Annotated in this window: 18 protein-coding genes; 7 read left to right on the plus strand and 11 right to left on the minus strand. The window is 71.0% G+C overall.

What is annotated here, in order from left to right; translation table 11 throughout:
• Nucleotides 1-140 precede the first annotated feature (140 nt).
• Complete coding sequence (locus ACZ56U_RS09685; protein ID WP_469083478.1) at nucleotides 141-1,322, minus strand: PP2C family protein-serine/threonine phosphatase; 1,182 nt, start codon at nucleotides 1,320-1,322, stop codon at nucleotides 141-143.
• Nucleotides 1,323-1,458: 136 nt separating this feature from the next.
• Between ACZ56U_RS09685 and ACZ56U_RS09690 the strand changes: the two genes are divergently transcribed.
• Nucleotides 1,459-1,935: a MarR family winged helix-turn-helix transcriptional regulator gene (locus tag ACZ56U_RS09690; RefSeq protein WP_469083479.1), complete on the plus strand. Its 477-nt coding sequence runs from the start codon at nucleotides 1,459-1,461 to the stop codon at nucleotides 1,933-1,935.
• An 81-nt stretch (nucleotides 1,936-2,016) separates the two neighbouring features.
• Here ACZ56U_RS09690 and ACZ56U_RS09695 read toward each other — a convergent pair whose 3' ends face one another.
• The gene (locus ACZ56U_RS09695; protein ID WP_469083480.1) at nucleotides 2,017-2,388 is read right to left on the minus strand and encodes an STAS domain-containing protein; all 372 of its coding nucleotides are present in this window, start codon (nucleotides 2,386-2,388) and stop codon (nucleotides 2,017-2,019) included.
• A 211-nt stretch (nucleotides 2,389-2,599) separates the two neighbouring features.
• Here ACZ56U_RS09695 and ACZ56U_RS09700 point away from each other — a divergent pair, with 211 nt between their 5' ends.
• Both ACZ56U_RS09700 and ACZ56U_RS09705 read left to right on the plus strand, forming a co-directional pair.
• A complete protein-coding gene (locus tag ACZ56U_RS09700; protein WP_469083481.1) occupies nucleotides 2,600-2,935 on the plus strand; it encodes an STAS domain-containing protein in 336 nt (111 codons plus the stop codon).
• Between the two features lie 281 nt (nucleotides 2,936-3,216).
• A complete protein-coding gene (locus tag ACZ56U_RS09705) occupies nucleotides 3,217-3,672 on the plus strand; it encodes an ATP-binding protein (RefSeq protein WP_469083482.1) in 456 nt (151 codons plus the stop codon).
• A 7-nt stretch (nucleotides 3,673-3,679) separates the two neighbouring features.
• Here the strand turns inward: ACZ56U_RS09705 and ACZ56U_RS09710 are convergent, their stop codons facing one another.
• From ACZ56U_RS09710 to ACZ56U_RS09725, 4 genes are all read right to left on the minus strand, one after another.
• Entirely contained in the window at nucleotides 3,680-4,111 is a 432-nt protein-coding gene (locus ACZ56U_RS09710) for an ATP-binding protein (RefSeq protein ID WP_469083483.1), read from the minus strand.
• Between the two features lie 150 nt (nucleotides 4,112-4,261).
• A complete protein-coding gene (locus ACZ56U_RS09715) occupies nucleotides 4,262-6,640 on the minus strand; it encodes a SpoIIE family protein phosphatase (RefSeq protein ID WP_469083861.1) in 2,379 nt (792 codons plus the stop codon).
• A 205-nt stretch (nucleotides 6,641-6,845) separates the two neighbouring features.
• Complete coding sequence (locus ACZ56U_RS09720; protein ID WP_469083484.1) at nucleotides 6,846-11,102, minus strand: HAMP domain-containing protein; 4,257 nt, start codon at nucleotides 11,100-11,102, stop codon at nucleotides 6,846-6,848.
• A gap of 268 nt (nucleotides 11,103-11,370) precedes the next feature.
• Nucleotides 11,371-11,736, minus strand: a complete 366-nt coding sequence (locus tag ACZ56U_RS09725; protein WP_469083485.1) for an STAS domain-containing protein — start codon at nucleotides 11,734-11,736, stop codon at nucleotides 11,371-11,373.
• A 203-nt stretch (nucleotides 11,737-11,939) separates the two neighbouring features.
• Here ACZ56U_RS09725 and ACZ56U_RS09730 point away from each other — a divergent pair, with 203 nt between their 5' ends.
• Nucleotides 11,940-12,374 (plus strand): ATP-binding protein, encoded by a 435-nt coding sequence (locus ACZ56U_RS09730; RefSeq protein WP_469083862.1) that lies wholly within the window; start codon nucleotides 11,940-11,942, stop codon nucleotides 12,372-12,374.
• A gap of 7 nt (nucleotides 12,375-12,381) precedes the next feature.
• Here the strand turns inward: ACZ56U_RS09730 and ACZ56U_RS09735 are convergent, their stop codons facing one another.
• Nucleotides 12,382-12,927 (minus strand): hypothetical protein, encoded by a 546-nt coding sequence (locus ACZ56U_RS09735; protein WP_469083486.1) that lies wholly within the window; start codon nucleotides 12,925-12,927, stop codon nucleotides 12,382-12,384.
• Between the two features lie 89 nt (nucleotides 12,928-13,016).
• Nucleotides 13,017-15,614 carry a rifamycin-inactivating phosphotransferase gene (gene rph / locus ACZ56U_RS09740; protein WP_469083487.1) on the minus strand — a complete coding sequence of 866 codons (2,598 nt, stop codon included), beginning with the start codon at nucleotides 15,612-15,614 and terminating at the stop codon, nucleotides 13,017-13,019.
• Nucleotides 15,615-16,121: 507 nt separating this feature from the next.
• On the opposite strand from rph, the gene abc-f reads away from it, so the two are divergent.
• On the plus strand, nucleotides 16,122-17,768 hold the full coding sequence (gene abc-f, locus ACZ56U_RS09745) for a ribosomal protection-like ABC-F family protein (protein WP_469083488.1): 1,647 nt from the start codon (nucleotides 16,122-16,124) through the stop codon (nucleotides 17,766-17,768).
• 44 nt (nucleotides 17,769-17,812) lie between these two features.
• Here abc-f and ACZ56U_RS09750 read toward each other — a convergent pair whose 3' ends face one another.
• On the minus strand, nucleotides 17,813-19,264 hold the full coding sequence (locus ACZ56U_RS09750) for a GH1 family beta-glucosidase (RefSeq protein ID WP_469083489.1): 1,452 nt from the start codon (nucleotides 19,262-19,264) through the stop codon (nucleotides 17,813-17,815).
• A 107-nt stretch (nucleotides 19,265-19,371) separates the two neighbouring features.
• Between ACZ56U_RS09750 and ACZ56U_RS09755 the strand changes: the two genes are divergently transcribed.
• Entirely contained in the window at nucleotides 19,372-19,863 is a 492-nt protein-coding gene (locus tag ACZ56U_RS09755; RefSeq protein WP_469083490.1) for a beta-xylosidase family glycoside hydrolase, read from the plus strand.
• A gap of 15 nt (nucleotides 19,864-19,878) precedes the next feature.
• Here the strand turns inward: ACZ56U_RS09755 and ACZ56U_RS09760 are convergent, their stop codons facing one another.
• Nucleotides 19,879-20,895, minus strand: a complete 1,017-nt coding sequence (locus ACZ56U_RS09760) for a LacI family DNA-binding transcriptional regulator (protein WP_469083491.1) — start codon at nucleotides 20,893-20,895, stop codon at nucleotides 19,879-19,881.
• Nucleotides 20,896-21,096: 201 nt separating this feature from the next.
• Here ACZ56U_RS09760 and ACZ56U_RS09765 point away from each other — a divergent pair, with 201 nt between their 5' ends.
• Nucleotides 21,097-21,798, plus strand: coding sequence for a 2-phosphosulfolactate phosphatase (locus tag ACZ56U_RS09765; protein ID WP_469083492.1), 702 nt, complete (start codon nucleotides 21,097-21,099; stop codon nucleotides 21,796-21,798).
• Between the two features lie 29 nt (nucleotides 21,799-21,827).
• Here the strand turns inward: ACZ56U_RS09765 and ACZ56U_RS09770 are convergent, their stop codons facing one another.
• Nucleotides 21,828-22,451: a restriction endonuclease gene (locus tag ACZ56U_RS09770; RefSeq protein WP_469083863.1), complete on the minus strand. Its 624-nt coding sequence runs from the start codon at nucleotides 22,449-22,451 to the stop codon at nucleotides 21,828-21,830.
• Nucleotides 22,452-22,867 lie beyond the last annotated feature (416 nt).

Here is a 22,867-nt window from a genome sequence, read left to right on the forward strand (position 1 = left end):
TGGAGCGCGGTGGCTGCGGTGCGGCCGGTCCGGGAGCGGTCGCCGCTCCGGTCGGCCGCAAACGCTCGCGGGCCGTTGCCGATCGACCACTGTAACCAGCCCGGCCCGTTACCCGGGTCCGGGGGTTCGGGCCGGTCGGCCTACGTCGCCGCCCCCTGTCCGAACCAGTCCAGACAGACGACCAACGCGTCGTCGTCCGGCTCCGGGCTGCCGCGATGACCGCTCAGTTCCCGGAGCACCGCGGCCGGCACGTCGGCGGCCGGCACCAGCCGTGTGGCCGTGATCGCCCGCGCCAGAGCGCGCTCCCCGTACTGCTCGCCGCCCGGCGCGGCGACCGCGTGGACCCCGTCGCTGACGAACAGCAGCCGGTCGCCGGGCTCCAGCAGGAACTCCTGCGCCACGTAGTCCGTCTCCTCGAACATGCCGAGCGGCAGCTGGGCCTCGGGCACGACCGGTGTGACATTGCCCTCCCGCAGCCGCAGGATCCGCGGCGAGCCCGCCTCGACCACCTGCACGCGCCCGGTGGACAGCTCGAGGTCCACCAGCAGCACCGACAGGTACCTCTCACCCCGGTAGTGGCCGTAGACGGCCTGTTCGGCGAGAGCGGCCTGGTCGGCGATGGACAGACCGGCCCGGCGCGCGTTGCGCAGGGCGTTGACACCGAGGCTGGTCAGCAGGGACGCCTCGATGCCGTCACCCATGCCGTCGGTGACGTACAGCAGCAGCCGGTCGGCGGACGTCGACCAGTCGAAGTTGTCCCCGAAGACCGCGTACGCGGGCTGCAGTTGGGCGCCCAGGGCGAACTCGGGTCCCGCACAGGAGCGGGCGGGAAGCAGCTGCCACTGCATCTCCGCGGCCAGCGTGAGCCGCTCCTCACGCCGTGCCGTCTGGTAGCGGTCGGTGGCGCGTTCGGCCACCACCACCTCGTGGCCCAGCACCTGGGCCAGCGCGGCGAGTTCGGCCAGGTCCTCGTCGGGCCGTGCGCCGGGCGGCAGCGTGACGGACAGCACGCCCAGCCGGTCGCCGCGCGCGGTGACCGGCAGATGCACGCGCACCCGGCCGTCGTCCTCCGTCACGAACGGCTGCTGCGCCCCGAAGGCGCGTCCCGCGGCGCTGCCGTGCACGGGCAGCCCCTCGGGGGACTCCTCCGGCGCGCCCACGGGCCGCAGGACACTCAGCCCGTAGTCGACGAGGAGGAGCTCCACGCTCTCTGCTCCGTACTGACTGCCCAGCACCTCACGGGCCGTCTCCGGAAGCTGGTAGGGGGCCGCGGAGCGCAGGGCGCGCTCGGCGGCCGCGAGTCTGTTCACGTTGTCGGTCATGCCACTTCCGTGCGAGGGGGTGCCGCCGCTGCGGCGCTGTCTCGGCGATCGTCCCCGTCCGTTCGAGGTGCCCGGTCGCGGGCGACGCGCGCCCAGGCAGGCTGACAGCGCTGGTGAAGCCTGAGAAGGTGTCGGGGTGACGATCTCGGACCCGCGCCCGCAGCCCCAGGAGGTCGCGCGCGTGACCTCCCGGGCCGCCGAGCTGCTCGAGGTGCTCTGGGGCCGGGCCTCGACGGCGCCGGTCTCGGCCCCGCAGCTGCGTGTGCTGTTCGTCCTGGAGCACAACGAGGGCATCAACCTGCGCACGCTCGCGGACGCGCTGGGGTCCACGCCTCCGTCCACGAGCCGGTTGTGCGACCGGCTCCAGGCGGTGGGGTTCGTGGAGCGCAGGGCCGCCACCACGGACCGGCGGGAGCTGGAGCTGTATCTGAGCCGGCGCGGACGGGCCTTCCTGACCGATCTGCGCGCCCGCCGGGAGAACGCCCTGCAGTCCGTGCTCGAACACATGCCCGCGGGGCGGCGGTCGGCGCTGCTGAAGGGCCTGGAGGCGTTCTGCGTCGCCGCGGCCGCGCAGATCCAAGAGGACGGCGAGACGGCGGCCCGTTCCGCCTGACGACGCTGCATCACCACCCCCTCCCCTGCACTCGAGCCACTCTGTTGGGTCCGCCTCATAGTTGTCAAAGGGCAACTGTTGTCAGGCTTGCAGCTGGTCGACGAGGGCGAGCGCCTGCTCGGTGCTCTCGGACACCGGGACCGTGATGCTCACACCGGTGAGATCGAGTATCCGGCGCACGGCCGGCGTGGGCGAGATGATGTGCACGGTGCCGCCCGGGCCGCGGGTCTCCTGGTAGAGCCGGAGAATGATGTTCATGCCGGACGAGTCCATGAACGGGACGTCCGAGAGATCGAGCAGGAAGTGCCGTCGGCCGTGATGCAGCTGGTTGGCCAGGTGGTGCTGGAAATCGGTCGCGGTGTCGACGTCCAAATAACCCTCCACCGTGATCAGGGCCACATCCTCGCGGGGCAGTGTGACCTCCACGGACAACGGGTTCTGGGCAATGGACACGTGTACCTCCAACAACAGCGCGTAATACGGCCAGGGCGCGATGACCTCTCGCCCGCGGTGGGCACCGCGGATGCGCGGATACCCCCGAACGGGCAGGTCATGCACCGGCTGTTACCGGGCCGTTCGACGTGCGGCGCGGTCCGTGGCACGGTGGAGGAAGCCCAGCGGCCGTTCCCGCGGCCACCAACCCCCAGGAAGGGGGCACAGAACAGTGGGCACTCAGATCTCTCTCAGCCCCGGCGGTCACGCCGCCAAGCTGACCGTGGACCGCGACATCGACGACCGGGTACGGCCCGCCATCGAGAGCGCGGCGACCCAACTGCCGTCATCCGTGCGCCGCGTCACCCTCGACCTCGCCCGTGTCGACTTCGTGGATTCGGCACTGCTCCATCTCGTTCTCACGATCGACCAGGCCCTCACCCCCCGCGGGGGTCTGCTGCGGATCGTCGGCCTCCACCCTCAGCCGCGCCGGCTGCTCAGCCTCGCCGCCGAACTGAGCCCCGACGACCGGTGGGACAGGTACCTGAGCTCCCCTGGACCCAGCTGACCGGACCGCCCCTTTCCGGTTCTCGGCGGAAAGTCGTACCGAATGTGCGAGGGCGAGCAGGGTATCTGCTGGTATGAGCACCCGACGCAGGCGACCTGGGAGGTCAACCTCCGCAGGCCTGCCGTCGGCCGCCCGGCGAGCGGCAGACCCCCGCCGGTGACGCGGTCGTACGACGTCGTTCCACAGAGCACCGAAAGGCTGTTTGCAGTGACTGCTGTCGCGAGGTCCTTCGTCCTCGATGTCCCATCGACGAAGGAAGCGCCCTGGGCTGTGACGGACCGATGACCCCGTCGGAGCAGCAGGCCACGCGCAACGGTCGTGTGAGCGACGGCACGCCGGTCACCCCCACGGTGACGACCGCGGCCGAGGCACGCGACCACGCTCGCGCGGTCGTTCGGCAGCAGTGGGACTCCGCATCGCGTACGGCACGCGAGGAGGACGTCGTCGACCTGCTTCTCGTCGTCTCCGAACTCGTCACCAACGCCATCCGGCACGGCGACGGACTGGCCGGGTTCGAGATCACCGTCACCGAGGACGGCGTACGCCTCGCCGTCCACGACCACAGCGACACGATTCCCGACGCCGCCTACGGTTCCGGCGCCCTGCCCGCGCGCAACGGCGCGGCACACGGCTACGGCTGGCCGCTCGTCCTTCGGCTGGCCCGCGAGATCGCCGTCGAACCGCGCCCCGGGGGCGGCAAGACGATCAGCGCGCTGGTACCGCTGCGCGCCCGATAGAGCGCCCCTACCACGGAAGAAACACGTGCACGTCCTTGCCGTCGTCGGTCATGACGACGCTGACCTGGGTGCACAGCGTCTCGACCAGGTACCAGCCGACCCCGCCGCCCCCGTCGCGCTGGAACGGGCGCGGGGCCGGCGGTGTGCTGCTCGTGTCGTGGACGACGACGTGCACGCCGTCGAAGGTCCGGCGCAGCCGGAGCCCGAAGGGACCCGGCGCGTACTGAACCGCGTTCGCGGTCAGTTCCGTGACCACCAGCAGAATGTCGTCCCAGTGCTCGGGCGCGGACGGCGGCGTCACCCGCGTGAGGTCCTCCAGGAACCGCTCCGCGTCGAGCCGTGCCTCCGTCACGTCGTGCAGTTCACCCGTATAGCGTGCGGCCTGCTCCGGAACGCTCCCGGATACCTCACTTGCGTGCTGACGGTGTTCGGCTGCCATCTCACCTTCCCCGCTCGGAGCCACGACGTCGGTCGGCCCGGCTCAGTTTTCCCTGCGGTTTCCTGAATTCCCAGGGGAGCGAGGTCTACGCGCCTTTCGGGCGACCTGCGCGAGGTCGTCGGGCCCGACGAGGGGGGCCGAGCGGGTCGTCTACGTCACCCGGATCCCCACGACACAGGTGTCGTCGTCGGTGTCCGACCTGCTGTGGGTGAGCAGCCGGTCCAGCTGCTGGTCCAGGGTGGGCTGCTGGATGCGCGCGGTGGTCAGCAGCTGGCTGAGGGACTCCTCCACGGAACGGTCACGCCGTTCGATCAGGCCGTCCGTGTACATCAGCAGCGTGTCGTCGACCGCGAGCTGCATCTCGTGTTCCTCGTACGTCGCCTCCGGAACGGCACCGAGAAGCAGCCCCGTCATCAGGGGCAGCGGCGCCGCCTCGCTACCGCGCACCAGGACCGGCGGCAGATGGCCCGCCCTGGCCCAGCGCAGGCTGCGGCGCTCGGGGTCGTACAGACCGCACACCGCCGTGGCGGTGATGGAGCCGGTCAGATGGTGGGCCACCATGTTCAGCCAGGACAGCAGCTGACCGGGCCCGGCGCCGGTGACGGCGAGTCCGCGCAACGCGTTGCGCAGGACGACCATGCTGGTGGCCGCCTCGATGCCGTGGCCGGCGACATCGCCGACGCACAGCAGCACCTTCCCGGAGGGCAGGACGACGGCGTCGTACCAGTCGCCGCCGACCAGCTGCTCCGTCTCGGCGGGCCGGTAGCGCACCGCGACGCGCAGTCCGGGCACCTCCAGCGGTGCCTGCGCCGGCGGCATGATCGCGTGCTGGAGCTGAAGGGTCAGACGGTGGCGTTCGCTGGCCTGCTGTTCGGTGTGGGCGAGCTGGTCGCGGGTCGCGGCGAGCGCCACCTCCGTCCAGTGGTGGGCGGAGATGTCCTGATAGGCGCCCCGTACGACATTCAGTCGGCCGTCGGAGTCCAGGACCGGTTCGGCGGCCACCCGCAGGTGCCGGGTCACCCCGTCGGGCCGTTGCAGCCTGAAGGCGGTGGACGCCGGTCGGTGATGGTGCAGGAGGGTGCGCAGGAAGCGGCCGATGGCCACCGCGTCGTCCGGGTGGGCGTGCGCGGACAGGTCCTCCAGCGGCACCGGACCGACCGTGGTGGGCTGGCCGTAGAGGTGGTAGAGCTGGCCGTTCCAGGTGATCTCACCGGTCAGCAGGTTCTCCTCGAAACCGCCGACGCGGCCCAGGCGCTGGGCGTGCTGGAGCAGGTTCGCCAGCCGTGCCGTCTCGTCCTCTATGCGCCAGATGAGCAGGACGCTTCCGCCGTGCCGGCTGATGCTGACGTCGGCGACCGCCGACAGGGGCACGTCGTCCACCAGCGCGGTGAGCCGCATGCGGTGGGCCCGGAAGGGCTCGCCGGTGGCGTGCACGCGCTCGATCTGGTCGAACAGCCCGCTCTCCCCGGCGGCCAGCGGATAGGCCTCCAGCAGCAGGGCCCCGCTGACGACGCCCCGGGGCCGGCCCGCGGGGTCCAGGAAGCGGGCGTTGACGTGGTGGATGCGGAAGTCGACGAGCTCCCCTCCGGTGTCCACGTGCGGGACGAGCACCAGGGCGGGGTCGTGCAGGCCGTCGGCCAGGTCCATCAGCTCGACGGCGTCGGGCAGGCCGCGGGGACCGGGAATCTCGTCGGCGTACCGCAGGCCGCTCGTCTCCAGGGTGTGCGCGCACAGCTCCGCCAGCGCCTCGACCTGGCGGACGATCTGCGGGGGCTGGGGCTCCAGCGGGGTCGGCCAGACGATCTCCAGGACGCCATGGAGACGGCCCGCGGTGCCGGCCGGTACGGCGACCCGGCCGCCGTCGGGATGCAGATGCTGTCCGATGGTGGGCAGGCCGGTGCCGGACAGGCGGTCGATCCACTGCCCCGTGCGCTCGGTCAGACCGCGGCGGGCCACGGTCGCCACACCCGGCGGCACATGCCGCCAGCGTCCTGCCTCGGCGGGAGAGAATCCCGCGCTGCCCGCGAGGGTGAGCGAGCCGTCGGCGCCCAGGGCCCAGATGGCCACGGCCACCGCGCCCAGCGGCGTCAGCGCGTGCGCGAGCAGGGACTCGGCGACGGTCTGCGCGTCCTGGGCGGCCAGTGCGGCGCTCTCCGCGGAGCGCAGTTCCACCGCGGGCCGGTTCTGGCCCGGGGCGGCAGAGGGGGCGTCCTGGCCCGTCGTGGCGGCGAAGAAGGCCGCCGTCACCTCGGAGAGCCGGTCGCGCGAGGCCTGGTTGATCACCTCCACGGCGAACTCGAGCGGGGTCACGCCCGCCTGTTCGGTGAGCTCGGCGAGCTGTCGCGCGGCCTGCGTCGGCCCGCACCCGAGCCGCTCGACGAGGATGCCCTTGGCCAGCTCGATCAGGGCGCGCCCGTCCGCCTCGGCCTGGGCCGCGCGTACCTCGTTGCGCAGCCGCTCCACGGTCGCCGCGAGCCGGCCGACGGGAGAGATCTCCTCGTCCGCGTCCCGGCCGCCGGCCCCCGTCACGTCCGTGCGGCGGGCCGCGGGCAGGGTCACGGGCGCCTGCGCGGGGGCCGGGTCGTTGCCGGTCGCCGGGGCGTCGGCGGACTGCTCACCTGCACCGGCCGGGTCGGGCGGCTGCTGTAGTCGGCTCACGATAGAAGTGTTCCTCGTTTCGAGCGTCCGGGGACGGCGCGGGGTCGGCGAGCGGGCGACGCCGCATGACCTGATGTCATGCGGGCAGCCAGTGCCGGACGCGGCCGATGAGATCGTTGGCGTCGACGGGCTTGGTGACGTAGTCGTTCGCGCCCGAGGCGAGGCTCTTCTCCTGGTCGCCCGGCATCGCCTTCGCGGTGACGGCGATGATGGGCAGGTTCGCGTACTGGGGCATCTGGCGGATCTCCGCGGTGGCGGCGTAGCCGTCCAGCTCGGGCATCATCACATCCATCAGCACCAGCGAGATCTCCGGGTGGGCGAGCAGCATCTCGATGCCCTTGCGGCCGTTGTCGGCGTGCAGGACCTGGAAGCCGTGCAGCTCCAGCACCCCGCTCAGCGCGAAGAGGTTGCGCGCGTCGTCGTCGACCACGAGGACGGTACAGCCCAGGAAGGAGTCGTCCATCACCGGCTGGATCGGCTGCTGGGGCTGCTCGTCCGTGTGCACGAGGGTGAACACGTCGCCCGGCTCCTCGGCGGACAGGTGGAGGGTGATGTGTTCGCGCAGCTCGTCCAGGCTGGCCAGGAACTCCAGCGGACGGCCGCCCGCACGGGAACGCAGCATCTCCTCCTTCGCCACGTCCAGCCGGTGGCTGGTGTGGACGAGGACCGGCACACTCGCCAGCGCCGAGTCGCCCTGCATGGCCTCCAGCAGCCGCACGCCCTCGTCGTCGGGCATACCGAGCTCCAGCACGACGCAGTGGCAGGGTTCGGCTGCCAGGGCGCCCGCGGCCTCCTGGGCGCCCACGGCCGTGATGATGTCGATCGTGCCGCGCGGGTCGTCCGGGTCCGGTACAAGGTCCCCGACGGCGCGCTCGGCGACCAGGGTGAGCAGACCGCGCAACCGCTCCTCGACCACCAGCAGACGCCGCCTGCGCCGCTGGGGCTGGGCGGGGGAAGCGGGCAGCTCGTCGTCGGTGTCCGCCTCGCCGGACTGTTCCAGCGGCCGGACGCCGCCGATCACGTCCTCGAAGTCGGCGCGGGCGACGGGCAGATAGAGCGTGAAGGTGCTGCCCTGACCCGGCGTGCTGTCCACGGTGACCGCTCCGCCGAGCAGATGGGCGATCTCCCTGGTGATCGACAGCCCCAGCCCGGTGCCGCCGTACTTGCGGCTGGTGGTGCCGTCCGCCTGCTGGAACGCTCCGAAGATCGTCTCCAGCTGCTGCTGCGGAATGCCGATGCCGGTGTCCTTCACCCGGAACGCCACGACCGGACCACCACGCTGGACACCCGGGGGCACCTCCCGGTCCGCGGCGGGTTCGATCCGCAGTTCCACACCGCCCTGTTCGGTGAACTTCACCGCGTTCGACAGCAGGTTGCGCAGGATCTGCCGCAGCCGGGAGTCGTCGGTGAGCAGGTCGGCGGGGGTGCCCGGGGCGGTGGCCACCGCGAAGTCCAGGCTCTTCTGCGTCGTCATGGGCCGGAACGTCGCCTCGACGTACTCCAGCAGCTGGCGCAGCGGGACGCGTTCGGGGGCGACGTCCATCTTGCCCGCCTCGACCTTCGACAGGTCGAGGATGTCGTTGATCAGCTGCAGCAGGTCCGAACCGGCCGAGTGGATGATGCCCGCGTACTCGACCTGCTTCTGGGTGAGGTTGCGCGAGGGGTTCTGGGCGAGCAACTGGGCCAGGATCAGCAGGCTGTTGAGCGGGGTACGCAGCTCGTGGCTCATGTTCGCCAGGAACTCCGACTTGTACTTGGACGCCAGCGCCAGTTCCTGCGCGCGGGTCTCCAGCTCCTGCCGCGCCTGCTCGATCTCGAGGTTCTTGGCCTCGATGTCGCGGTTCTGCGAGGCCAGCAGGGAGGCCTTCTCCTCCAGTTCGGCGTTGGACCGCTGGAGTTCGTCCTGCTGGACCTGCAACTCCTCGGAGCGGGCCTGGAGTTCGGCGGTCAGCCGCTGGGACTCGTCGAGCAGCTCGTCGGTGCGGGCGTTGGCCACGATGGTGTTGAGGTTGACGCCGATGGTCGGCATCAGCTGGGTGAGGAAGTCCTGGTGGATCTGGGTGAAGCGGGTGACGGAGCCCAGCTCGATCACACCGAGCACCTGGTCCTCCACCACGATCGGCAGCACCACCAGGGCGGTGGGGACCGCGTATCCCAGGCCCGAGGAGATGGTGACGTAACCGGGCGGCAGCTCCTCCACGGTGATGGCACGGTGGTTGCGGGCGGCCTGCCCGACCAGCGAGCGCCCCACGGGGATACGGGACGGGCGCTCGGCGTCGTCCGGATAGCCGTACGAGCCCACCAGCCGCAGCTCGTGCCCGCGCTCGGTGTCCTCCGCCAGGTAGAAGGCGCCGTACTGGGCGGTGACGAGCGGCGCGAGCTCGTCCATGATCAGCTCGGCGACGACGGGCAGGTCCCGGTGGCCCTGCATCAGGCTGGAGATCCGGGCGAGGTTGGTCTTGAGCCAGTCCTGTTCCTGGTTGGCCCGGGTGGTCTCGCGGAGGGACTCCACCATGGAGTTGATGTTGTCCTTGAGGTCGGCGACCTCGCCCGAGGCCTCCACGGTGATGGAGCGGGTGAGATCGCCCTCGGCGACGGCGCTGGTGACCTCGGCGATGGCGCGCACCTGCCGGGTGAGGTTCCCGGCGAGTTCGTTCACGTTCTCCGTCAGCCGCTTCCAGGTGCCCTCGACACCCTCCACCTCGGCCTGGCCGCCCAGCCGGCCCTCGCTGCCCACCTCGCGGGCCACACGGGTGACCTCGGCGGCGAACGACGACAGCTGGTCGACCATCGTGTTGATGGTGGTCTTCAGCTCCAGGATCTCGCCCCGGGCGTCGACGTCGATCTTCTTCGACAGGTCGCCGTTGGCCACGGCCGTCGTCACCAGGGCGATGTTGCGGACCTGGCCGGTGAGGTTGTTGGCCATGGAGTTGACGTTGTCGGTCAGGTCCTTCCACGTACCCGCCACGTTCGGTACGTGCGCCTGTCCCCCGAGGCGCCCCTCGGTGCCGACCTCGCGGGCGACACGGGTGACCTCGTCGGCGAACGCGGACAGGGTGTCGACCATGGTGTTGATCACATCGGCCAGGGCGGCGACCTCGCCCTTGGCCTCGACGGTGATCTTCTGCGAGAGGTCACCGCGCGCGACGGCGGTGGCGACCTGGGCGATCGAGCGGACCTGACCGGTCAGGTTCGACGCCATGACGTTGACGTTGTCCGTCAGATCCTTCCAGGTCCCCGACACGCCCCGGACGATCGCCTGCCCGCCGAGGTTGCCCTCGGTGCCGACCTCGCGGGCGACGCGGGTGGCCTCGTCGGCGAACGCGGACAGCTGGTCCACCATCGTGTTGATGGTGTTCTTCAGCTCCAGGATCTCCCCGCGCGCGTCCACCGTGATCTTCTGCGACAGATCACCCTGCGCGACCGCCGTGGCCACCTGGGCCACGTTGCGGACCTGCGCGGTCAGATTGCCCGCCATGAAGTTCACGGAGTCCGTCAGGTCGCGCCAGGTGCCCTTGACGCCCTTGACGTCCGCCTGACCCCCGAGGCGGCCCTCGGTGCCGACTTCCCGGGCGACGCGGGTGACCTCGTCGGCGAACGCGGACAGCTGGTCCACCATCGTGTTGATGGTGTTCTTCAGCTCCAGGATCTCCCCGCGCGCGTCCACCGTGATCTTCTGCGACAGATCACCCTGCGCGACCGCGGTCGTCACCTGGGCCACGTTGCGGACCTGGGAGGTGAGGTTGCCCGCCATGAAGTTCACCGAGTCGGTCAGGTCGCGCCAGACACCGCCGACTCCGGGCACCTGGGCCTGGCCGCCGAGACGTCCTTCGCTGCCGACCTCGCGGGCGACGCGGGTGACCTCGTCGGCGAACGCGGACAGCTGGTCGACCATCGTGTTGACGGTCTCCTTCAGCTGGAGGATCTCACCGCGCGCGGGCACGTCGATCTTCTGGGACAGGTCGCCCTTGGCCACCGCGGTCGCCACCTGGGCGATGTCACGCACCTGCGTGGTCAGGTTGCCGGCCATGGCGTTCACCGAGTCGGTCAGGTCGGCCCAGGTACCCGAGACGCCCGGCACCTCCGCCTGTCCGCCCAGGGTGCCCTCGGTGCCCACCTCGCGCGCCACGCGGGTGACCTCGGAGGTGAACAGTGACAGCTGATCCACCATGCCGTTGAAGACCGTGGCGATGTCTCCGAGCAGCCCTTCACCGTCGGACGGCAGCCGGGTGCCGAAGTCGCCGTCCCGGACGGCGGTCAGGCCCGCCAGCAGTTGCCGCAGCTCCTGCTCGCCCGGGGCCGATTCGACGGCCTCGATCGTCTTGCCGGTCATGCGCACCCTCGTTCCGCTCCCCAGGAGTCCTCACGGCGAGGACTCGGAACCGCGCCGGGCCGTGGACGGCCCCGCCCACCGCTCACGTTTCCGCTGTTCACGGTTTCCCACGATGAGAAAATTCGGTGAAGGCTAACGCAGTTGCCGTGTGACAACCAAAGCCTGGCGCGAGCGACGAAGCCGCTCGAAATCAGCGGACCGGAAGACGCATGAAGGAGCCTTTCCGGGGAACCCGAACAAGTTTACGCGCGCTCACGGCTGACGGCTGTCACGACTGGAGAGCCTCCTTCACGGTGGGATAGCAGGTGACGATGGCGTCCAGCCCGACGAGCTGCAGCGTGCGCTGCACGGCGCCGCGCACCCCCGCGAGCCTCAGCCAGCCGTCCGCGGCCTGCGTCGCCCGATAGGTGGCGATCAAGGCGTTGACCCCGCTGGAGTCCATGAAGGTCACCTGACTCAGATCCACGACGACGCGCCGGCCCGCGGCGCCGTCCGCCGGGGGCACGGCCCGGGTGAGGGCGTCGGCGCTGTCGTAGTCCACCTCGCCGTGAAGGCTGAGGACGGTGACGCCGTCGATGTCGGCCCGGTCCACGGTCAGCCGGCCGCGCCCCGCTGCTTGCTGGTTGTCTGCCACTCGTATCCTCTGCGCACTCGGTCGGGCTGGACGACGTCTGAGGCATCGTTGCCCCGGGACCACGGCCACGATGCGTACACGTGACCCATGCATGGATTCGGGGCGCAGGAGTAGCAAAGGATTTCCGGGGTATGCGCGCGCTCATGAACGGGGTACTGCAGATCGTCGGCAAGGGACCTGTCCCGCGCGAGGAGTGTTCCCTGATGCCCGATGACGCATCTGCCGAGGTGATCGTCGCTCTCGACGGCGCCGTCGGCTGTATTGCCAACGCCAGGGCCACGGCGTCGGACTTCCTGGCACGGGTCCAGGCCGAGCACGGGCTGCCCGTGTCGGCGCGAACCATGGATCTGACGCAGCTGGTGGTCAGCGAACTGGTCACCAACGCGCTCAAATACGCGCCCGGGCCGGCAATGCTGGAACTGCGCATCATCGGCGACTCGGTGGAGATCAGCGTGTGGGACACCGATCCGACCCTCCCGATGGCCCAGGCCGCCGACGCCGGACGCGTGGGCCAGCACGGCCTGGAGATCGTGATGGCCGTCGTCGAGGGGTTCGCGGCCCATCGGGAACCGGTCGGCAAACGGGTCACCGCCCGGCTGCCCCTGTGCGACCCGGCGCCGCTCGGCCGCGACGGCTGAGTGCCTCTCACAGGTAGGAGGCCACCAGGTCGCGGTCCACCGTGATGGTGTCGCGGTCCAGCGCCGGCAGCCCCAGGTGGTCACAGATCAACTGGGTCAGCTGTTCCTCGTAGGTGTCGCTCTCGTGGTCCAGCCCGGCCGCTGTGATCATGGGGGCCATCTCGTTGGGCCAGTACTCGCCGACGTAGGCGGGGTCCTCATAGTCGACGCAGGACACTGTCCTGCCGTCCTTGTAGTGGTACGCCTTGGGTCTGTGGGCTTTGGCGATGCTCGGGTTGGGGACGAAGACCATCAGCTCGGCGCCCTGGGGGCACAGGTCGCGGTAGTCGATCTCGTCGTAGTCGTCGCGGTTGAACATGTGGTGCACGATCACGCCCCAGTCACCCGGTGCCGTCTCGCCGCCGTGGGCGAACGGCGGCCGGTTCCGGGCGGACAGGCCCGCCACCATGGCGGCCAGGCCGATCCCCTTGAAGTGGACGAGGACCGTCTCGTCGTCCAGGTACGGTCCCTGTTCTATCCACGTGATGACACCGCGGTCGATCCATGCAGTCATGCCGGGCACCATAGACGGCGTCGGCGACGCCGGGGACGGGACCGCGCGGTCGTCGGCCCCGCCCCTCGTTCACCGCTCCGTGTCCTCGCTCACGGCAGGAGCTCGACGTACCCGTCCGTTCCGTGCACCCGGATCCGGTGTCCGTCCTGGATCAGGCGCGTGGCGTCGTGGACGCCGACGACGGCCGGCAGGCCGTACTCACGAGCGATCACCGCACCATGGGTCATCTGGCCGCCGACCTCTGTGACCAGGCCCGCGATGCCGACGAACAGCGGGGACCAGCTGGGGTCGGTGAAGGGTGTGACGAGGATGTCGCCCGGTTCGAGATCGGCGTCCGCCATGTCGATGAGGACGCGAGCCCTCCCCTCCACGGTCCCGGTGGACACCGGCACGCCGACCAGGGCGCCGGGCGGCGCGTCGTCGCGCCGGTACGCCCCGGTGAGGGCCTCACCGTCGGAGGTGAGCACCCGGGGCGGGGTGAGCCCCTGGAACGTGCGGAACTCCTCCTTGCGCCGCTCGACGAGTTCCCGGTCCGCCCGGCGGGAGCGCACGACCTCGCGCAGTTCCTGGAACGTGAGGAAGAAGACATCCTCCTTCTCGGCGAGCACACCTGCCCGCACCAGCCGCTCGGCCTCCTCCAGCAGGGCCCGCTTGTAGACGAAATAGCGACTGATGATGCCGTACTTCGGATACTCCCGGTACCCGATGAAGGTCCTGACCCGGTCGATCATCCGCTTGGTCTCGTCGGCTTTCGCGTCCCCGTCCGGCAGGGCTCGCAGGCGGGACAGCACCTCGGCCTCCTTCTCCTGCGCCCGCTGCCGGCCCTGCTCGAACCGCCGCCCGGCCGCGCCCGGCTCGAAGCTCCTGACGTGGTCCAGGATCACGGGCACGAGCGTGCTGGGGCTTTCACTCCACCGTGGCCTGGTGATGTCGATCTCACCGACGCACCGCATGCCGTACCGGTCGAGGTAGCCCTGGATGGCGTCGCGCACCGCGAGGCCGCCCTCCAGCTTCGCCAGCTCGTCCAGGAAGTCGTCGTCCTGGACACCGCGCAGGAACGCCACCACCTCCGAGTGCGGACGGACCACGTCCGCCACGTCGAGCAGCGCCAGTCCCATCTCCGAGGTGATGTTGCCGGGGGCGGACAGGGTGAGCGTGTCAGCGGCGTTCTTCTCGCCCAGCCACTCCTCCAGGTGGTCGTTGAGCCACCACGTGGCCTCCATCCCCGCCATGATCGCCTGCATGCTCAGGGGATCGCCGAGGACCCGCTTGTGCTCGGCGAAGGCCTCCAGCAGGAAGTCGAACAGCTCCGGCCCGGTCTTCGTCCGGATGTCGTGCTCCAGGGCGGCGACAGAGGTCCGGCTCCGTTCGATCAGCTCGGTCACGATCGCCGGGTCGGTGGGGATCGGGGCGGGCGGGCCGCCGGCCGGCGGGCGGACGGGCGGCGCGTCCGGGAGCGAGGGGACGAAGTCGTCCCGGTCGAGGACGGTCTCCAGGGCGTCCCTGACCAGCGGGTCGCCCCGCCCGATCAGGTCCAGAAGGCCGGCGCGGACCGTGGGCGAGGCCAGGCGCCCGGCGACATCGACGAACAGCCTCCCGCCGGCGGCGTGCATCGGGGTCATGGCCGTCAGCTGCCACATGGACAGCCCCAGCGGCTTCATGGGGTCGGTCATCATCTGCTGATGGCCCACGGAGACGTAGACGTGATTGTCCTGGTCGTCGCTGTCCGGAACGGGGAACAGCGTGGTGATCGGTCGGCTCTGCACGATCTGGAAGTCGTCGTCGGCCAGGCACCACTCGATGTCCTGCGGGCGACCGAAGTGCGCCTCGATCCGTCGCCCGAGGTCCACGAGCCGCACGACCTGAGCATCCGTCAGCGCGGGCTGCTCCTGCTGCGGCACGTCGATCGTGACCTCCTCGGTGCCACCGGCCGCAAGGGGCCGCACGGCACGCTGCTTGGCGGCGATCGTCTTCTCGACGACCTGACCGTCACGCACCTTGAAGACGTCCGGGTTCACCAGACCGGAGACCAGCGCCTCACCGAGGCCGAATCCGGCGTCCACGGTGGCGACCTTCCGGTGCCCCGTGACCGGGTCGGCCGTGAACAGGATGCCGGAGGCCTGGGGAAAGACCATCCGCTGCACGACCACGGCCATCTGGACCGTACGGTCGTCGATGCCGTTGCGTCGGCGGTAGGTGACGGCCCGCTCGGTGAACAGCGAGGCCCAGCAGCGGCTGACGTGCCGCAGGACCCCCTCCGCCCCGATGACGTTCAGGTAGGTGTCCTGCTGCCCGGCGAACGAGGCCGTCGGCAGGTCCTCGGCCGTCGCGCTGGAGCGGACGGCGTAGGAGGCGTGTGCGCCGTCCCGGGCGAGCGCGCGGGTGATCTCCTCCGCGAGGTCGCCGGGGACGGCGATCCCCTCGACGGCCTGGCGGACATCCGCGCTGAGCCTGCGGACCGCCGCCCGGTCCTCCGGGTCCAGACGCGACAACTCCTCGAGCCGTTCGTCGATGGACGGCGCCTGCGCCATGACCCGCCGGAAGGCGTCCGTCGTCACGCAGATGCCCGACGGCACCCGGACGCCTTCGATCCGCGAAAGCCCGCCCAGGTGCGCGCCCTTGCCGCCGACGAGCGCGACCTGCGACTCGTCCACGTCCTGAAGATCCAACACGTACTGCTCCACCACTGCGCTACCTCCGAGGCAACCGCGCTCCGTCGCACGGCACCGGTTGATCGAATCACCGGGTCCCTGAACTCCGTCGAACCTCTGCCGGGCATGTCGTCGTCCCCGACCCCTCCCCGCAAGGCCACCCGGCAGCTCAAGTCACGCCGCGTTCTTGCAGGTTGCGGCGTCGGCCCATGAGTCTGCGCCCTGACCGGGGCCTTGTGGCAAGCCCCCCTGTGCGCTATAAGTTGAGAGAGGCAAGGAGAGATCTCTCCTTGCCTTTGCTGTTTGTGCGCCCTGTCACGTGTGCGCGGTGGCCGCCGTACTCCGGCCGCGCTGGACGGGAACTGCTCGCCGGTGTTCGATCACCGCGCGGCGGCGTCGAGCACCTCCCGAAATAAATGGAGACGATACGCATCGTCTTGTATGGTGAAGGCATGTCTTACTACCACTTTCTCTGAGTCCGGGCACGGCCCACGCCGCCGTTTCTGCTGCCCGTAGGCCCTTCGCATCCCCAGGGAAAGTGACATGCGCGACCGCGCTAATACCGCTGTGCCCGCTGCCGTGGCGCAGCTGTCCGTCAAGGACGTGACCAAGTCCTATGGCACCCGAACCGTCCTGGACCAGGTGTGCTTCACCGTCCGCCCAGGCGACAAGGCCGCCGTCATCGGTGAGAACGGCTCCGGCAAGTCCACTCTGCTGCGGTTGCTGGCCGCGGTCGAGAGGCCGGACTCCGGGGAGATCACCGTCAGCTTCCCCGGCGGCGTCGGCCATCTCGCCCAGACCCTCGACCTCGACCCGTCCCGCAGCGTGCGGGACGCCGTCGATACCGCTCTGGCCGAACTGCGCGGTATGGAGCGCCGGTTGCGGACGATGGAGCAACGCCTCGGCCAGGCGACGGAAGACGAACTCGCCGCGTACGGCGAACTGTTGATCGCCTACGAGGATCGCGGCGGATACGAGGCGGACGCCCGCGTGGACGCCGCCCTGCACGGGCTCGGGCTCGCCCACGTCACCCGTGACCGTCTGCTCGGCTCGCTCTCCGGCGGAGAACAGTCACGGCTCGCGCTGGCCTGCGTGTTGGCCGCCGCGCCCGAGTTGCTGCTCCTCGACGAGCCGACGAACCATCTCGACGCGTCGGCCGTGCACTGGCTGGAGGAGCAACTGCGCGCGCACCGCGGCACGGTCGTCGCCGTCACCCACGACCGCGGGTTCCTGGAACGCGTGGCCACCGTGATCCTCGAGGTCGACCGGGACACGCGCACGGTGCGCCGGTACGGCGACGGCTGGGCCGGCTATCGCACCGCCAAGGCCGCCGCGCGACGCCGCGCGGAGCAGGAACACGCGCTCTGGGTCGCGGAGTTGGCCCGTGCCGAGGAACTGCTCGACGCCGCCGGGAGGAGGCTCGCCGGCACCGGCAAGGACCCCGGGCAGGGGTTCGGCAAGCACCGGCGATCCCACGAGGCGAAGCTCGGCGGACACGTCCGGTCGGTCCGGGAGCGGTTGGCGCGTCTGCGGCGCAACCCGGTGGCGGCGCCGCCCGAACCCCTGCGGTTCACGACGGCGTTGCCGACGACGGGCGACGCGCCTTCCGGTCAGGCTCCGCTCGCCGAGCTCCACGACGTGAGCGTCGGCGAGCGGCTGCACCTGGAGGGGCCGCTGGTGATCGGCCACGGTCAGCGGTTGCTCGTCACGGGCGAGAACGGCGCGGGCAAGACGACCCTGCTGCGTGTCCTCGCGGGAGACCTGGAACCGGACGCGGGCACGGTACGCCGTCCGGCCCGGATCGGATATCTGACGCAGGAGCTGCCCGCGCGCTCCACGCGCCTGCCGTTGCTCGCCGCCTTCGCGGCCGGGCGGCGCGGACTGCCGGAGGAGCACGCCGATCAGCTGCTGGCACTCGGACTCTTCCGTGATGAGGATCTGCGTGTCCCGGTCGGTGAGCTGTCCGCCGGGCAGCAACGGCGGTTGCAGATCGCGCGGTTGGTGACCCGGCCCGTGGACCTCCTGGTCCTCGACGAGCCGACCAACCACATCGCGCTCGACCTGGTCGAGGATCTGGAGACGGCCCTCGCGGCGTACCCGGGGGCGGTGGTCGCGGTCTCGCACGACCGGGGTTTTCGCGCCCGCTTCCCCGGGGAGCGGCTGGAGCTGCGCGGCGGCCGCCGGTGCTGAGCGGGCCCCGACAGCCGGCAACCGGCCGCTCCCCGGGTCGTAGGTCACTCGGCCGGGATCGCCTCCGTCGACGGCAGGGTGCGGGTCAGTGCGAGTTCCCTGAACCACAGGGCGCTGTCCTTCGGCGTGCGGCGCTGGGTCTCGTAGTCGACGTGGACGATGCCGAAGCGCTTGGAGTAGCCGTAGCCCCATTCGAAGTTGTCCATCAGGGACCACACGAAGTAGCCGCGCAGATCGACGCCGGCGGACAGTGCGCGATGGGCGGCGGTGAGGTGGCGGTGGAGGTAGTCGACGCGCTCGGGGTCGTGGACGGCGTGGGTGCCGTCGGGGCCGGTGGTGAGGTGGTCCTCGAAGGCGGCACCGTTCTCGGTGATGACCAGGGGCTGGTCCGGGTAGCGGCTGTGCAGGTCGAGGAGGAGCTCTTCCAGGCCGTCGGGGTCGATGTTCCAGCCCATGGCGGTGTGCGGGCCGGCCTGCGGGAGGAACTCGACCTGGGGTGAGCCGGGCCAGGGGGAGCCGCCCATGTCCTTGTGGCCGTCGCTGGTGTGCCGCGCGCCCTTGCCGTCCCACAGGCGGACGGCGGTGGTCGCGTAGTAGTTGACGCCGAGGAGGTCCAGCGGCTGGTGGATGTCGGTGAGGTCGCCGTCCCGGACGAACGACCAGTCGGTGACGGACGCCGTGTCGCTGAACAGGTCCTTCGGGTAGTGGCCGTGCAACAGGGGGTCGGTGAAGGAGCGGTTGGCCAGCGCGTCGATGCGGCGTACGGCTTCGGCGGCGCCGTCGCCCTGTCCCCTCAGGACGTGGAAGTTCAGGGTCACGGAGTACTGGGGGGAGTTGGTGGCGACCGCCCTGAGCTGCTGGACGGCCAACCCGTGGGCGAGGTTGAGGTGGTGAACCGCGGTGAGCGCCGCGGCGCCGTCGGTGCGACCGGGGGCGTGGGCACCGGAGCCGTAGCCGAGGTAGGCGGAGCACCACGGCTCGTTCAGCGTGGTCCAGATCGCGACGCGGTCACCGAGGGCCTCGCCGACGATGCGGGCGTAGTCGGCGAAGGCGAGAGCGGTGGCACGGTTCGTCCAGCCGCCCTCGTCCTCGAGCGCCTGGGGCAGGTCCCAGTGGTAGAGGGTCGCGACGGGGGTGATGCCCCGCTCCAGCAGCCCGTCGACCAACCGGCTGTAGAAGTCCAGGCCCTTGGGGTTGGCCGGGCCGCGGCCGGTGGGCTGGATGCGCGGCCAGGACAGGGAGAAGCGGTAGGCCCGCAGGCCGAGGGAGGCCATGAGGTCCAGGTCGTCCCCCAGGCGGTGGTAGTGGTCGGCGGCCACGTCACCGGTGTCGCCGTTCCAGGTCTTGCCGGGGGTGTGGGAGAAGGTGTCCCAGATGGAGGGACCGCGCCCGTCCTCGGTGGCGGCGCCTTCGATCTGGTAGGCGGCCGTAGCGGAACCGAGGAGGAAGTCGGCGGGGAACGACGGTCGGGTGTGGGTGTTTCCGGAGGTCGACATGAACAGTGATGTTAACGTTAACACGCTCTGATGGCTTGTCCCGAGCCCAACTTTCGTCTCCTTCTCGGCCCCGCGCTCCGACGTCGAGGCCACCCCGGCCCCGTGTCGTGCTCCGCCGTTGCCGCCGTCTCGACCCCCTCACCTCCACCGGCACCCCCGCGTTCATCGCCCGCCGCCAGCAGCACCTGCGCATGCGCGCGAGCACCCGCCTGCGCCTCAGCGCCACCGCGCCGAGCCAGGAGGCGGGGCTTGCCGTCTTCCAGAACCACCACCAGCACGCCACCGTGGCGCTCACCGTCGACACCGCCGGCGCCCCGCAGGTCGTCCTCACGGCCCGGGAGGCGGGCGTCGCCACCCGGCTCGCGGCGGTACCCGTCACGGACACCGAGGTGGTCCTCGCGGTGGACGGCGACGAGTCCGCCTACACCTTCCTCGTCCACGACAACGCCGCCTGGACGACCCTGGGCAGCGTCGAACGCCCCTTCTTCAGCACGGAACGCGCCGGTGGGTTCGTCGGCGTCCACCTCGGCCTGTACGGCATCGGCGACACCGGTGAGGCACACGTGAGGTGGTTCGAGTACAGCCCGGCTCAGCCGTAGCCGGTCCGTCGATCCTCAGCGGGCCGTGCGGGGAGCCGCGGTACTGCGCCGGACGACGAGCTGCGGGGTGAGCTTCTCCCGGGTTGCCCGCTCCCCGCCCAGCATCCGCACCAGCAGCTCGATGGCGCTGCTGCCGAGGTGGTCGAGGTCCTGGCGGACGGTGGTCAGGGCGGGGACGAGGTATCCGGCGCCCCTCATGTCGTCGAAGCCGACGAGGGACACGTCCTCGGGCACCCTCACACCCTGTTCCGCGAACGCCGCCAGCACGCCCATGGCCATCTGGTCGTTGCCCGCGAAGACGGCGGTCGGCAGCGCGGACCGGTCCGCACACAGCGCGTGCGCCAGCCGGAACCCGCTCTCCGCGCTGAAGTCCCCTTCGAGCATGGCGCCTTCGCCTCCCCCGGCCGCCAGCTCGTCCCGCCAGCCCGTGACCCGGGCGCGCGCGTCGAAGGTGCGCAGGGCGCCGGTGAGATGGGCGATGTGCCGGTGCCCGAGGTCGAGCAGATGCCGCACGGCGAGCCGGGCGCCGAGTTCCTGGTCGACCTCGACGCAGCTCAGGTCGAGGTTGGGCACGCCGCCCGACATCACCACGGCCACCGGCACGTCCAGGACGAGGCTGGTCAGCGCCTCGACGGCGGCCGGCCGGTCGGCGACGACCGCGATGGCCTCCACCGACTGGTCGGTGAGCCGCTGCAACGTCTCCACCAGGTCATCGGTGCCGCTCTCGCCCTGCCGGCTCGCCAGGCTCACCCAGTACCCGGCCCGCTTGGCGGCCGCCTCCACGCCGCTGAGGATGCGGGGCAGCTCGAACAACTCCGCCCCGGTGATCACCACACCGATCGTCGAGGAGCGGCGGCTCTTGAGGGCCCTGGCCACACTGTTGCGGCGGTAGCCCAGCTTCTGGATCGCGGCCTCGACCCGGGCCCGGGTCTCCGGCCGTACCGACGGATGGCCGTTGACGACCCGCGAGACGGTGATGTGCGAGACGCCGGCCTCCCGTGCCACGTCCATCATTCCTGGTGGCCGGTTCATGTCCCTCGTCCTCTGCCCTCGCCGCCGGCGCGCGGCCCTGCGCTCACCGCCGATACTGTCACGCGCCCCGGCGGGTCTCGCGGACGTGTCGCCGGTGGCGGAAGGTCATGTGCTCCCGGCTCGGGGGCCTTCCGCGCACGACGACGTGACGCGCGGCACTCTCCGAGTGCCCCGGGCCGGGCATGCGCGATCATGACCCGCATGGAGGCCCGTTTCCTTGGTATCGCCGATCTGGTCGACGTCCCGTCCGTGGCGGTCGTGGTCGACGTCATGCGCGCTTTCACGGTGGCCGCCTGGGCCTTCGGCCAGGGTGCGGAGAAGATCGTGATGGCCGGGTCCTTGGGCGAGGCGCTGGCGCTCAAGGCCCGCCACCCGGACTGGGTGACGCTCAAGGACGGTCCGCCCGCGCCCGGTTTCGACACGGTCAACTCACCTGGTCTGCTGCGGTCCCTGGACCTCACGGGACGGACCGTGGTGCAGAAGACCACAGCCGGCACGGTCGGCGCCCTCGCCGTCAGGGAGGCGTCTCTGGTGCTCTGCGCCAGTTTCGCGGTGGCCGGGGCCACGGCGCGGGTCCTGCGGGCGCACGGGGGCGGGAAGGTCACCTTCGTCGTCACCGGCGAGGACGGACAGGCCGACGAGGACCTGGCGTGCGCCCAGTACATCGCCCGGCGCGCCACCGAACCGCGCACGGTCGCCGCCGGGTTCCTCCGCCGCGCCGCCGCCTCACGCGCCGCCGCCGAACTGACGACGGGAGTACGCGAAGGGGTCCACCCCGACGATGTCGCGCTCTGTCTCGAACTGGACCGATTCCCCTTCGCCATGGTGGCGACCCCGGAAGGCCCGCTCATGGTCCTGCGCCCGCACACCCCGCCCGCGCCGACCGGCGGCGACCCGGTCTGACCACCGGCCAACCTCTTCTCACCGAGCCGTCACTTCTCGTACGCCTGCTTCCAGCGCGCCCGATGACGGGTGTCACCCTGCCCTCGGCCGTTGACCGCGAGCAGGGACAGCAGGCCGGCCCCGTTGTTCCACAGGCCGAGGAAGTCCCGGTGCACGGCGAGGATGTCGTGTTGCAGCGCGAACCGCTCGGAAGGGCGGCTGAACCGCGTGGTCGTCACGAACACGGCGACGTCCGCACCGAAGTGCACCCGCGCCCCCAGCAGATCACGCAGTTCCCGGCTCGCGATCACGCTGGTCGGCGCGTACCGCTTGCACTGGATCACCACGCTGCGGCCGTCCGGGAGGCGGCCGACGACGTCGGCCCCGTTGTCGTGGGCACCACCCACCCGCCGGACGTCGGTGAGTCCGTCCCGTCTGCACAGGTCTGCCACCAGCTCCTCGAACTCGGTACCGGTCATCGCGTCCACCTCGGCGAGCGTGCGACGACCGGCCTTGACCGCCTCCTCCTGCCGCCACAGCCGGTCCCGCCCCCGCAGAAGCCGGTCCGTGCGCCACCACCACCAGCCCGCCGCTCCGACGCCGCCGAGCACCACGGCCCCTATGACGTACGGCCACACCTGCGACCAGAAGACCACCAGCAGGAGCAGCAGCACACCGCCGCCCGTCGCTCCCGACCTCAGCCGCGCCGCTCGCCGCCTGCGAGCAGCCGCGCCCCGTCCACGCCCCGTCACGTCGAAGCCCTCCCCCACAGGTCCGTGTACCGCAGTGTGAACCGCCCGAGAGGGGGCGAAAAGGGGCGTGAGTCGGCCATGGCCGGATCAGCGGACCACCGCGCGTGAAGGGGCACGCATCCGCAGGTCAGCACGACCACCGGGCGGGTGGACCCGGTTGCCTCGCCCCCGGACCGGGCCGCTCCGCTGCGGCCCGCCCCGGCACGTTGACAGGTGTCTGCCGACATGCTGTGATCAGGCGCTGCTCAGCCGGACCCCGCGCCCCGTCGCATGCCGCTGGGCACCGGACCGGCCGCCACGAGACCCAGGGCGGCGCCCCCGAAGACAGAGCGAGGATC

This window comes from Streptomyces sp. NPDC034103 (assembly GCF_055575395.1).